This window comes from Leptospira weilii (assembly GCF_006874765.1).
GTDB classification, from domain to species: domain Bacteria; phylum Spirochaetota; class Leptospiria; order Leptospirales; family Leptospiraceae; genus Leptospira; species Leptospira weilii.
The window spans coordinates 1,310,001-1,323,135 of the sequence record NZ_CP040840.1; the positions used below are offsets into that span (position 1 = coordinate 1,310,001).

Here is a 13,135-nt window from a genome sequence, read left to right on the forward strand (position 1 = left end):
TACTTATTATCAGAACGGATTTTCTAAAAAGCTAGAAAGTGGTCAGGTGATTACGATCGAACCTGGGCTTTATTTCGATCCTACCGATCTTGAAATTCCGGAAAAATTCCGAGGGATCGGAGTTCGAATCGAAGACGACGTTCTCGTACAAGGTTCTAATCCTTTAAACCTGACTTCGATGATTCCCAAGGAAATCGATGAGATAGAATCTAGAAAAAATTAACATCTCGCCGCTTTTCTTACGGATCGAATTTTTTTGTTATAAAACTATGGAAATCCAAATGTGCAATCGTATTCCGATCCCAAGTTAAATTCGATAGGTTATTTTATTATGCAATTCATATGTGCGGGAATATTCGCTTCTGAAATTATACCAAATCAATTCGTTTAACAATTAATAGACGAGGATTCCAAAGTCTCACAGGTATAACGAAAACAAGATGTTTAAGTTGTAGGAACTCCGACGAGAATTTAGCAACGAAAAATACTGTTTGAAAGCCCATAGGGATGTGATCTGCGGGTTTTATTTCTTCTTTCAAAAATAAATACACAAACTCTATTATAAATTTACAGACAGCCTGTAACCTACTCCTGGTTCGGTCAGCAATAGTTCCGGGTTGGAAGCATCCGTTTCTATTTTTTTTCTCAAACTAGCCACGTGAACTCTCAGAGGACCCGATTCGTTTTTTGCGAATGGTCCCCAGACGTGGCGTATGATCTGTTCCTGAGTCAAAACTTTTCCGGCGTGTCGGATTAAAAGGGACAGGAAAGAATATTCGATCGGAGTAAGATGCACCGTTTCTCCCGATACTTGCACGTTTCTACTCGATAGGTTCACGTATAAATTTCCTGAAATAAAAATCGGAGAACCGGGTTCCTGGGTTTTATTTCGAAGAGCCACTCGGATTCTCGCGAGTAACTCTCCCATACTAAACGGTTTTGTAATATAGTCGTCCGCCCCTCCGTCCAACAGGGAAATCTTTTCCGGGTCGGAAGATAAAACCGACAACACGATGACGGGCGTTTCACTCCAGGTTCTGATTTCTCTGAGCGCGGTAATTCCGTTTCCGTCGGGAAATTGCAGATCCAAAAGGATGACATCCGGAGATTCTTTCGCGGCTTTGAGTATGGTCTCTTGGATCGTCGCAGATTCGATCACATCATAATGAGAAGCGCTCAAACTGATTCTGATCATCTTACGGATCCGATCGTCGTCGTCCGCGATCAGAATTTTAGGATTCATGGTTCAACCCGGTTTTACCGGAATGTCGATACAAAACCTGGCCCCTCCTTCCTTGCGATTCTCCGCGATCAAAGTTCCTTTGTGGGTTTCCACGATGGACTTACTGATCGAAAGACCGAGTCCGCTTCCTATGTGACTTTGATTTTTACTTCGATAAAATTTCTCGAAGATTTTATCAAGTTCTTCTTCCGGAATTCCGGGGCCGCTGTCTTCCACAACGTATTTCATCTTATCCTTATCGGGAAGAAGTTCGATGACAACGGGAGATCCTTCCGGAGAAATCTGAACCGCGTTGAAAACTACGTTGAATAGAGCCTGCTCCATCAGAGTAAAATCCATCCAAGTGGGAATCGGATTTTCGGGAAGATGAATCACACAACTGCTGCTCTTAACGGTTTGTCTGAGTCTTCGTACTACTACGCGCACAAGATCGGAAGGGTCGTGCCAATCCATTCTCAATTTTAAAAAACCGGATTCGTAACGACTCATGTCCAGTAGATTGCCGAGAAGAAGATTCAGGATTATACTGCTTTCGTTGATTTCGTTTAACAATTCTATGCGCGCCGTCGATGATTTGTCTATTTCCGGTTCTAAAAGCGCCGTGACCGCGCCTCGTATCGCGGAGAGAGGAGTTTTCAGTTCGTGAGAAAGGGAATTGAAGATGATCGTATATAGACGTTCGGATTGATTTGCGAGATATCTGGTTCGTGTCTCTTCGGATAACAATTCTCGTTCCAAAGCGAGTGCGATTTGATTTCCCATCGTGAGCAGAAGATTTTCCTGATCAAGATTCAATTTTTCACTTAGAGCGATACCGATGACGCCGATGATTTTTCCGGGAGCGATCATCGGAAAATAAGTTCCCAAAGATAAGGAGAGCGTATCCGTAAATTTTCCCGCGGAGATTTTGTTCTTATATGTCCAGTTTGCGACCGCCGTTTCTTTCGCGTCCGGAAAAAAATTACCGGCCTTGGAAGAATTAGAATCTATGTTTCCCTGATTTTCGAAAAGAATCGCGACGTCCGTTTGAAAAATTTTTTTGAGATAGTCCGCGCCGATCTGCGCGATTTGACGGATATCTCTTGCGTGCCCCAGTTCTTTGGAAAGCTCGTATAACGTTGTCAGGCGTAACTCGCGATTGACCAACACTTTTTCCTTTTGTCTCAATCTGGAAGTTACGTTTCCGATGATGATCGAAATAAAAAGAAAGGAACCGAACATCAGAATGTCTTCCAGTTTTTCGATAAAGAAAGTGTATCGGGGAGGAATGAATAAAAAATCCCAAAAGATTCCGGACAACAGACCCGCCAAGATGGTTGGGCCTTTGGAGAAGACGGAGCCGATTCCCGATACGAAAAAAAGATATAAGAAGGAAATGCTCCAGTAACCCGTAAGAGGTTCCAAGAAAAGACTGATACACGTTGCCAACAAAATGAGCGCTAGGGAGGCGACGTATTGTTTTCCTCCCGACGAAGTTTTTAAGAATCTGCCCAGCGCGGATTCTTCTCCCGAAAAAGAAGTATGATCGTAAGGAACCAGACAGAGTTCGAAGTTCGACGTGATCCTTGCGAGTTTGGAAGAGGGGGAATTCCATTTCTTCCACCAAGACATCGGTGGTTTTCCCAATACGACGCGCGTTATGTTTTTTTGTTCGGCTATACGAAGGATTGCGTCCGCAGGATCTTCGTCGGCGGCGTATAGAATTTCGGAACCGAGTTCTCTCGCAAAGTTCAGATTCTTTTCAAGCTGACTGATATTCTCCTTGGAAAGATTTTCCCTTGTCTGATTGTAGATCGCGAACAATTCTCCATTTCTTTCGTAGGCGAGACGTTTCGCATAACGTAATAAGGAATAGGAGTTCGGACTCGCGCTGATCGCCACTAGAATTTTTTCCCTGAACTTCACGGAGTCGGGAGAAGTGGTTACGTGTCGTGCGGTGTAGTTGAGCGCGGTCTCTCGGAGAAAGGTAAGATTCTCCTGTTTAAAAAAATGATCCACCGCGATGTTCGCTTTTTCGGGAACGTAGACTTTTCCTTCCTGCAGACGTTTTCTGAGATCGTCCGGAGAAAGATCGATCAATAGGATTTCGTCCGCCACGTCCAGAACCGAATCCGGAATCGTTTCCCTGATTTTTACGGACGTGTTTTTTTCGACTGCCTCCACTTGACTTTCCAAATGTTGAACATTCAAAGTTGTGAATACGCTTATACTGTGATTTAAAATTTCGACGACGTCCTGATAACGCTTTACGTGTCTGCTTCCCGGTATGTTCGTATGCGCGAATTCGTCGATTAATACGACTTCGGGTTTTCGTTTGAGAATTGCGTCAATGTCCATCTCTTCGAATCGGATTCCTCTGTGTTCTATGTTTTTTCGAGGAAGAATTTCCAGTCCTTCCGACAATTCTTCCGTTTCCTTTCTTCCGTGGGTTTCGATGTAACCCACAACCACGTCCACTCCTTCTTTTTTAAGAGCGCGCGCTGCGTTTAACATCGCGTAGGTTTTGCCGACCCCGGCGACCATACCGAAAAAGATTTTCAATTTTCCCGAAATGGATTTCTTTTCTTCGGCTTGGATCTTGCGGAGAAGTTCGTCCGGATCCAATTTGGATTTTTCGCTCCAGTCGGTCATTCTTTGATTTTTCCGAATTCATCATCCAATTTCAAGTTCAATCGAAGTACGTTGACTCGTTTTTCTCCGATATAACCGAACGCCGGTCGTTCCGTCGATTGTTCTATGATTTTTTGAAATCGAAGGATCTGTTCCCGAGTCAATCTTCTCGCGGAGATGATTCGATTTGCCTGAAACTGAACGGATTCGGGACTGATATGGGGATCCAATCCGGAACCGGAGGCGAACAATAGATCGGGAGGAACGAACTTCTGATCCGGATGTTTTGTCAAAAGGAACTTTTTTCTTTCTTCGACTTTTGCCTTTAAGGATGCGTTAGTCGCACTTAAATTAGACGCGCTTGAAGCCACCGTCGCGTAATCTCCCGCAGAAGGTCTCGACCAGAAATATTCGTTTTTTGTAAACCGTTGACCGATCAATTCCGAGCCTACGATTTTGCCGTCGACTTGTATCAAACTTCCGTTTGCTAGGACAGGAAAAAAACGTTCTGAAAACCCTGTAATGACGATCGGATAAAAAATTCCGGTGATAAATGTAAGTGACAAAAGTGTTCTGATCGCTATCGATACTGTGTTTAACATGGAATTTTCCTCAATCGAATCCCAATAAGACTAAGATCATGTCGATACACTTGATTCCTATAAACGGGGTGATAATTCCGCCCAGACCGAAGATCAAAAGATTTCGCTTTAATATTTTGTTCGCTCCCAGAGGTTTATAAGCCACTCCTTTTAACGCTAATGGAATCAAAGCCGGTATGACCAACGCGTTAAAGATGATTGCACTTAACACCGCGCTCTTCTGAGAACTGAGGCGCGTTAGATTGAGAACGGACAACGGACCTTCGACCGCGTCCGCCGTCGCATAAAAAGCTCCGAACAACGCGGGAAGAATCGCGAAGTATTTTGCGACATCGTTTGCGATGCTGAATGTCGTCAGGGCTCCTCTCGTCATCAGAAGTTGTTTTCCGATTTCGACGATCTCTATGAGTTTGCTCGGATTGCTGTCTAGGTCGATCATGTTGCCCGCTTCTCTTGCGGTTTGAGTTCCGGTATTCATCGCAACGCCAACGTCGGATTGAGCGAGTGCGGGAGCGTCGTTGGTTCCGTCTCCTATCATCGCGACTAGATATCCCTTGCTTTGTTGTTCTCTTATTTTTTTCAGCTTGGTTGCCGGAGTCGCCTCGGCTAAAAAGTCGTCCACTCCCGCTTCCGCCGCGATCGCCGCCGCGGTGAGTTGATTGTCTCCCGTGATCATGACGGTTCTGATTCCCATCTTACGAAGACTCGCAAATCTTTCTTTCAATCCGCCTTTGACTATGTCCTTGAGTTCGATCACTCCCAGGAGTTTGTTGTCTTCCGCGACGAGAATCGGAGTACTTCCTTTTTGCGAAACTTTTAGGATGACTTCTTCCATTTCCGGAGAAATTTTTTGACTGAAGTTGTAAAGATAGGTTCTGATCGCGTCACCCGCGCCTTTGCGGATTCTTCGCGTCACCACTCCTTCTTTTTTCAGATCCAGTCCGCTCATTTTCGTGGAAGCGCTGAACGGAATGAATTCGGCTTCCATTTCGGCGAGATTTCTTTCCCTAATTCCGAATTTCTCTTTTGCTAATACGACAATGGATCTTCCTTCGGGGGTTTCGTCCGCAAGGGAGGAAAGTTGTGCGATATCCGCGAGATATTTTTCCCCCACTCCTTTTGCGGGAAAGAATGCCCTTGCCTCTCTGTTGCCTAACGTGATCGTTCCCGTTTTGTCCAAAAGAAGAATGTCTATATCTCCCGCGGCCTCGATGGCTTTTCCGCTTTTTGAGATCACGTTAAACCGAATCAGGCGTTCCATGCCGGAAATTCCGATCGCCGAAAGTAATCCCGCGATCGTAGTCGGGATAAGACAGACAAGAAGGGAGATCAAAACCGGAATCGAAAGATTCGCCTTTTGTCCTCCTTCTATTGCGACAAATTCCGCAAAGAAGGGAAGGCTGATGACCGCGATTAGAAATACGAAAGACAAACCCGATAGAAGCATCGTAAGAGCGATTTCGTTCGGAGTCTTTTGTCGTTTAGCGCCTTCCACAAGAGCGATCATCTTATCTAAGAAAGTATTTCCCTGTTCGGCGGTGATTTTGATCGTGATCTTGTCGCTTAACACTCTGGTCCCGCCCGTGACGGCGCTTCTATCGCCTCCGCTTTCTCTTACGACGGGAGCGGATTCTCCGGTGATCGCGGATTCGTCCACGCTCGCGATTCCTTCTATGATTTCTCCGTCTCCCGGAATCAGATCTCCCGGTTCGCATAACACGCCATCGCCGATCTTCAAGGAAGTTCCGGGAACGATAACGATCTTACCGCCTACTAGTTTTTTGGCGACGATATTGGATCTGGTTTTTTTGAGACTATCGGTTCTGGCCTTTCCTCTTCCTTCCGCGATCGCTTCCGCGAAATTGGCAAAAAGAACGGTAAACCACAACCACAAACCGATCTGAAGATTAAAGGCGGAATAAATTCCTTGATACAGATCCTTGGAGAAAATCCAGGTCGTGAAAATCGCCCCTAAAAGCACGATGAACATCACAGGGTTTTTAGCCTGAGAAATTGGATTCAATTTTTTGAATGTGTTTACGGTCGCTTCCTTAAAAACTCCCGATTCTAAAAAAGTTTTCGACTTACGGCTCATCCGATTCTCCTTAAAAAGTTCTGCCTTGCAGCATTAAAAAATGTTCAAGTATCGGGCCGATCGTCAAGACGGGAAAAAAAGTCAACGCGCCTACGATCACGATCATCGAAAGGAGCAAGACGTAGAACGTTCCTCCCTCCGTGGAAAAAGAACCTTCCGAAACGATCTCCGATCTTTTTTGAATCGCCGCACCTCCCGCGATCGCAAGGACGGGGAGAATGACTCCGAATCTTCCGATCAACATCGCGATTCCTATCATGGAATTGTAATATGGAGTGTTGACGTTCAAACCCGCAAATGCGCTTCCGTTGTTTCCGGCGCTGGACGAGAACGCGTAAAGAATTTCCGAAAGTCCGTGCGGACCTCGATTGGATGACGAGGATAACGCGGTCGGCAAACTCATCGAGATTGCGGTAAAAAGAAGAATGACGGTGGAGGGTAAAAGAATTCCCAAGATAGACATTTGGATTTCTCTCTTTTCTATTTTTTTACCGAGGTATTCGGGGCTACGACCCACCATGATGCCGCTCAAAAAAACGGTAAGAAGAATAAAAAGAACCATTCCGTACATCCCGGCTCCGACTCCGCCGAAGATCACTTCCCCCAATTGTATATTCAACATTCCTACTAAACCGCCGATCGGAGAAAAACTGTCGTGCATGGAGTTAACCGATCCGTTAGACGCTACCGTGGTTGCTACTTCCCATATCGCGCTGTTTAAAATTCCGAACCTGACTTCCTTTCCTTCCCAAAAACCATACGACCCGAAAATAGGATTGTAGGAAGACTCGGAGGACCAAACGACAATTACACCGAAGCAAAAAATCGTGAACATAACGCTGAAGATCACCCACGCGTGTCTGAGATTTCCGATCATTCTTCCGTATAAAAATACGCACGCTCCGGGAAGGATCAAAATGGAAAACATCTGAAGGAAATTGGAAAGAGGGGAGGGGTTTTCGAAAGGATGCGCGCTATTGACTCCGAAAAAACCTCCTCCGTTTGTTCCCAATTGTTTGATCGCGATCTGAGAAGCCGCGGGTCCCAACGGGATGATTTGTTGTGCGCCTTCCAAAGTGTTCGCGGATATATAACTCGAAAACGTCTGCACGACTCCGGTTGCGACTAACGCTAATGAGAGCGCGAATGCCAGAGGAAAAAGAACGTATAACGCTCCTCGAATCAAGTCCTTCCAAAAATTTCCGAGCGCGGATGCGTTTGAGTTTGCCGAAAGCCCTCTTGCGAGCGCGAGAAGAACACAAAGCCCGGTCGCCGCACTGAGGAAGTTTTGAACCGTCAATCCGACGGATTGTGAAAAATAACTCAAGGTCGATTCTCCGCTATAAGCCTGCCAGTTGGTGTTGGTCGTAAAACTCACTGCGGTGTTGAACGCGAGATGGATATCCAGTCCCGAAAAGTTGGAAGGATTGATAGGAAGACGATCTTGAAAAAATAAAATCAAAAATAGAAGAATGAAACCGAAAAGATTGAATATCAGAAGAGATATCGCGTATTCTTTCCAGTCCATGCTCCGTTTGTGATCGATCCCGCAAAGTTTGTATAAAAACAGTTCGAATTTTAATGTTTCCGACGAGGTGAATACCTTATAGAGCCAAAAACCGAATAGAGGGGAAAAGACCGCGATTGAAAAAAGAAAGATCGAAAGTTGAATCCATTCCGTAACCATAAAACCTCCTTAGAATTTCTCCGGTTTGAAAATAGAATACGCCAAATAGACAAGACAAAGCCCGCCCATGCCGAGGGCCAAGATTGTTTCCGGATTCATAATATATCGTTTCCTGAATGTGTCTGATGAGATGCGGGTTTAAGCGCGGGAGTTTGGAGATCGAAAATGAAAGTCAAATTCTTCATGTTATTTAGTAGACCACGAAGTCGTTTCCCGGTCAAGAGCGCTCGGGTTAAAGGGCGGAAAACGAAGTTAAGAAGTTGTTAGGATTCGGGGAAAACAGGCATGATTTGAAACCGGAAGCAAATTCGGTCTTAAACGGGGAAGTTCGCTCGGATGTATCGATAGAGCAACCGATCCAATTCAAGATAGAATATCAGATTTCCTTAAATCAATTATAAAATTCGGAGATTCCCGTTTTGTAAAGGAAGAGTATTTTTTAAAATCCATTTGAAAAAAACTTGATTTCTAAGGCGTTCTTAAAGATAAACATGTAAGCAATTGCTTACTATACAGAATGGGGAATGTTTCTTTCCCTGCCGGCTTATGATTCGAATCAAAAATAAAATTTCGTATCAAGATAAGATCGGTTTTATTTCAAGTAAGAACGGAGTATTGTTTGTTTTTTTTATTCAGGCAAAAATGGGATCATTTTTATTCTTTTGTTTCCGAGTCCGGATTCAGATTTTTTTTCATTTTTCTCGTTCCGTCTCTGATCCTATTTGCAGATCTCGGACTACGGTGGAAAGTTCTGAGTCAGATGGAGGTTTTACAGTGGTATTATTATCTCCTTTCTTTCTTTTATTCGGTTTTGATTTATTCTCTGTTGCTTTTTTCTCTCGCTTTTCTTTCGTCCGCGTCGAAGAGAAAAGCGTATTGGAGCATTCTGATATTTTCCGCCTTCGGTTATTCGAGTTGTATCATCGGTTCTTACGGATATTTTTTATATGCGGGAATCATGCCGAATTTCTTCGTTTTTTCTTATATTTTTCAAGAACCGTTTAATAGTTGGACCATCTTCAAGGGCGGACTTACGATTTCGAGTCTGATAGGTTTCTTACTTATTTTTATTTTGGTAATTGTTAGTTTGAGGATTGTGTCCGCGAATTTTAAACCGGTTCGATTTACGAGGAGTATCTATTCGGGTTTGTTTTTTGGGGTTCTTATTCTTACCGCTTTTTTTCACAACAATACGCGATTCAACGATCAGATTTACGTCTCGGATACGAATTCGATTTCGTTTATCAATCGGAACATTTACAATATTCTTACGGGAGATCGGCTCGGTTCCGCGGGACTGCAATCGAGAAATAAGCCGAAGTTGAACAAAAGTCCGAATCCGTTTCGAAAAAACGTCTTAATCATTCTTGGCGAGAGTCTTCGTAGAAAGAATATGGCTCTTTATGGTTACGGTAAGGACACCACTCCGTTTTTGAGTCGTTGGACTCAAAATGCTCAGAATGGATCCGTTGTGGTTTTTCAAAAGGTGTTTTCGAATGCAAGTTCTACTTTGATTTCGGTTCCGAGTTTGTTGTCGGGAGTGTCTCCGATTCAACCTGTTTCCATGACTCATAGTTTTCCTTTGTTTTGGGAATACGGAAAGGCTGCGGGACTTTCCACGTTTTACATTTCGAGTCATAGCTTCCGTTGGAATAATTTTTCAGGTTTTTTTAGAAACGCGGGAATCGATTTTTTATGGAATAAGGAAATCAGCGGACTCGGCGTTTTTAATGATATAGGGATCGATGATCGTAAAACGGTGACCGAATTTCAAAATCAGGTGAAACTTCTCAAAAGCAAAGGCCGCAACTTTGCCGGAGTTCTACATTTGAACACGAATCACTTTCCCTACATCGTTCCGGAAGAATTTGTTTATTTCCCGATCGGTAAGGATACTTTCGCACCCTACGATAATTCCGTCCGTTATTTGGATCATCTTTTGGAAAAAATATTCCATTTTTTGAATGAAGAAAAGCTGATGGAAAATACTCTTGTGATCTTCACTTCCGATCATGGAGAGGCGCTTTTCGAGCACAACTATATCGGTCATATAGAAAGCAATCATATCGAAACTTTGGCGGTTCCAATGGTATTTTTCCTGCCGAATTCCTTGGAAAAAAATCATTTTCGGGAGCGTTTAAAAAGGAATATTGATAAAAACGTTTCCAATACGGATTTAATACCGACTGTCGCGGAAATATTAGGCGTTTCTAATCAACCGGAGATAAAAAGTTATCTTTCGAAATTGGAAGGGGCTTCTCTGCTTTCGGATCTTCCGGAAGGTCGTCGTATTTTTATCGCGAATAATAACGAAACTTCTCTTTATAGAGTTGGAATGAGTTATATAAAAGGGAATTTACATTATATGCTTCGCCTCAATTCGTTTCCACCCGATGAAGAAGTTTATGATATTCAAACGGATCCGTATGAAAAAAAGAATCTCTGGCCCGGACTGAGTTTGGAAGAAAAACGAGAGATCCGTAGACAACTGGATGAATGCGGTTTATGCCATGATCTTTACGCCGTTTCCGGAATTAAACTTTGATCCTTACGGATAATTTTGTAATTTAACGTGAGTTCGGCGGTTGAAAGTGAGAAAGAATCTTCCTATATGTTGTTTACGGATTTGTTTTAGTAGAGATTACTTTTTGTAGTTCTGCTTCCGAAGGAAAAACGATATTTTGATTCAACAATTCGTAACTTAAGTTTAGATATGCCTTCGCCTTTTTGCTCATTTCGTCGCAGACTTTCGGATCCCGGTCGCAGAAATTGTTCTTTTCACGGGGCGGATTGATATTGTAGGAAAGATCCTCTTTCCCGTCGAAAAATCTCAAATAAAAAAGATCGTTTTCGATCCAGCCGAATAAATTTCCATAAGCAAAGTAGGCCGTTTGGGTCCTTCCCGGAGCTAAGAGATTTCTTCCCATAGAGGAAAAAAACGCCTTCTTACCGACAAGCCCCAAGATTGTCGGAATTACATCCAATTGGGAAGCAATGGTTTCGTCTAACGCAGGGGCGATTTTTCCCGGAGCATAGATCAGAAACGGAACGTTTCTATCCTCGTAATAATCCAGATATCTGTGATGCGTATGGTCGGCGACGAAAACGAAAATAGTGTTCTTGAAGTATTTCGATTTTTCGGCCTGAGTGATAAAATTATGAATCGCCCAATCTGCGTAATTGTAAACGTTCAAAAAATCGTAATCTCTTGTGGAAGGATTGAAAATTCTGAATTTTTCCGAAGGACTTCTGTAGGGGTAGTGGGTCGTCAGTGTCAGCGCAAGACCTAAAATCGGTTTTTTAGAAGCGGAAATACGTTCATGCAATAATTGTAATACGTCTGCGTCGTCGTACCCCCAGGCGCCTAGTTGAAATCTTCCTAACTTTGCGATTTCCTTTTCTCCTAGTACGGTATCAAAGCCCCAGTGAGGCATAAGAGTGCTTTTGTTGTCGAAACTTAAATCTCCGCCGGTCACGAAATAAGTATCGTAACCCATTCTTTTGAAAATATTACCGATACCCGAAAAGTTTCCGAGAACCTGATGTGTTCTCACTACGGTCAGACCCGGACGATCTGGAATTCCTGTGAGAATCGACATCATTCCATTTGTGGTTCTTCCGCCGGAGGCGATGAACCGATTGTAGAATCTACCTTTTTTTAAGAGTTGATTGAAATACGGTGTGACTTCCTTTCCTTCCACAAGCCCGTTTGAAATCGGTTTGATAAATTTTCCCGTCCAATTTTCAAGCATAATTAAGACTACGTTGGGAGGAGTTCCGGGATTGGTTTCCTGTTGAACGCGTAAGATCGGATATTTATCGCTGACAAATTCCGAGCCCGGATAGGAAATTTCTTTCCGTACGATCTTGATCGCTTCTTCCGTTTCCAATTTTAAGAATTTCGGGATGGATTGACTTTTTAAATCCATGATCGAAGTGAAAACTCCGTTGAGTGCGATATTGTTTACGAAGTTGTTTCCGGAAACGATCGCATTCGTAGCTCTTATGGGAGATTCTTGAATGCCTCCTCGGATTGCGATGGTCGTAACGATCAAAACGATCGGGATCTGAAGCAATGTGGATTTCCAGGATTCCTTCCGATATCGGTACGGATTGTATTTGAGAAATAACCATGTCGATAGTGGAAGAAAAAACAGTAGGAATGCGATTCCGATCAAAAACATAACCGTGTTTTGCTCCAACGCCGACTTAAGAATCACGCCTAAGTCTTTTCCGAGAAATACGAATCCTTCGTAACCGATATGTTTGTTTGCGTTTTCAAAATAAATGATGTCCGCGATCAGATGTGCGATCATCCAAATTCCCAAAAGGATCGGAGTATATCCCCAAAAAAAGCGATAGAGTTTGAATCGATTTAAATACGGCAATACGGAAAGAAGAGCGAACAATCCCAGGGTCATTCCGATCACGACGAGGTCGAAACGAAAACCTAAAAGAAACGCGAGTAAAACTTCTCCGAAAGGAACGCCTTGGAGTCGGTACCAATAGACCGAAAGAAACGCGATCTTGTATAGGAGGAGAATGAGAGCGAAGTAGAGAACATAACCTAAGACGAGTTTTAAGTGGGTGGGGATACGTTGAAACATTCTGACTCTTTTTGCGTATGAAATGGATTGAGAATTAAAAACCGGATTCTCAAAACGTATAGTTATAATAGGTTTGAGTGGAGGTAGGCGCTCAAGTCAAAAATATTTTTGCTCGAATACGATTCCTACTCATCTCTAGAATAAAGTGTCCAAAATTCTGCGTCTGAGCGCGGGATTTGTGCTCATATTCTATTTTATAAGATCGGTAAAAAATACATTTCTTGAGTTCTACCGCCACGAACGGATCAGAACGTTATTTCTATTGTCGTTACAAGTGTTTCTTTCCGGTGC

General features: G+C 43.4%; 9 protein-coding genes (1 of these 9 running past the window's edge). 2 read left to right on the top strand and 7 right to left on the bottom strand.

Translation table 11 applies throughout. The features are described 5' to 3' along the window. Nucleotides 1-223: the 3' portion of an aminopeptidase P N-terminal domain-containing protein gene (locus FHG67_RS06310; protein ID WP_061230914.1), read on the top strand. 1,067 nt of this gene lie to the left of the window's left edge; 223 of the gene's 1,290 nt are visible here — the last part of the coding sequence; the start codon falls outside the window, past its left edge; its stop codon occupies nucleotides 221-223. A gap of 336 nt (nucleotides 224-559) precedes the next feature. Here FHG67_RS06310 and FHG67_RS06315 read toward each other — a convergent pair whose 3' ends face one another. Genes FHG67_RS06315 through FHG67_RS06340 form a run of 6 tightly spaced genes read right to left on the bottom strand, consistent with a single transcriptional unit; the run spans nucleotide 560 to nucleotide 8,336 of the window. Continuing rightward, the gene (locus FHG67_RS06315; RefSeq protein ID WP_016760958.1) at nucleotides 560-1,243 is read right to left on the bottom strand and encodes a response regulator; all 684 of its coding nucleotides are present in this window, start codon (nucleotides 1,241-1,243) and stop codon (nucleotides 560-562) included. A gap of 3 nt (nucleotides 1,244-1,246) precedes the next feature. Then, the gene (locus tag FHG67_RS06320) at nucleotides 1,247-3,874 is read right to left on the bottom strand and encodes a sensor histidine kinase (protein ID WP_004502182.1); all 2,628 of its coding nucleotides are present in this window, start codon (nucleotides 3,872-3,874) and stop codon (nucleotides 1,247-1,249) included. Continuing rightward, nucleotides 3,871-4,455: a potassium-transporting ATPase subunit KdpC gene (gene kdpC / locus FHG67_RS06325; protein ID WP_004500773.1), complete on the bottom strand. Its 585-nt coding sequence runs from the start codon at nucleotides 4,453-4,455 to the stop codon at nucleotides 3,871-3,873. The genes FHG67_RS06320 and kdpC overlap by 4 nt, the downstream gene beginning before the upstream one ends. Nucleotides 4,456-4,465: 10 nt before the next feature. After that, nucleotides 4,466-6,550 carry a potassium-transporting ATPase subunit KdpB gene (gene kdpB, locus FHG67_RS06330; RefSeq protein WP_004500790.1) on the bottom strand — a complete coding sequence of 695 codons (2,085 nt, stop codon included), beginning with the start codon at nucleotides 6,548-6,550 and terminating at the stop codon, nucleotides 4,466-4,468. 10 nt (nucleotides 6,551-6,560) lie between these two features. Beyond that, nucleotides 6,561-8,237, bottom strand: coding sequence for a potassium-transporting ATPase subunit KdpA (gene kdpA / locus FHG67_RS06335; protein WP_142499692.1), 1,677 nt, complete (start codon nucleotides 8,235-8,237; stop codon nucleotides 6,561-6,563). A 9-nt stretch (nucleotides 8,238-8,246) separates the two neighbouring features. Next, a complete protein-coding gene (locus FHG67_RS06340) occupies nucleotides 8,247-8,336 on the bottom strand; it encodes a potassium-transporting ATPase subunit F (RefSeq protein ID WP_016759222.1) in 90 nt (29 codons plus the stop codon). A 520-nt stretch (nucleotides 8,337-8,856) separates the two neighbouring features. Between FHG67_RS06340 and FHG67_RS06345 the strand changes: the two genes are divergently transcribed. Continuing rightward, nucleotides 8,857-10,782 (top strand): phosphoethanolamine transferase family protein, encoded by a 1,926-nt coding sequence (locus FHG67_RS06345; RefSeq protein ID WP_061230915.1) that lies wholly within the window; start codon nucleotides 8,857-8,859, stop codon nucleotides 10,780-10,782. Nucleotides 10,783-10,855: 73 nt separating this feature from the next. Here the strand turns inward: FHG67_RS06345 and FHG67_RS06350 are convergent, their stop codons facing one another. Further along, nucleotides 10,856-12,844, bottom strand: coding sequence for an LTA synthase family protein (locus FHG67_RS06350; protein ID WP_004502228.1), 1,989 nt, complete (start codon nucleotides 12,842-12,844; stop codon nucleotides 10,856-10,858). Nucleotides 12,845-13,135: the final 291 nt, after the last annotated feature.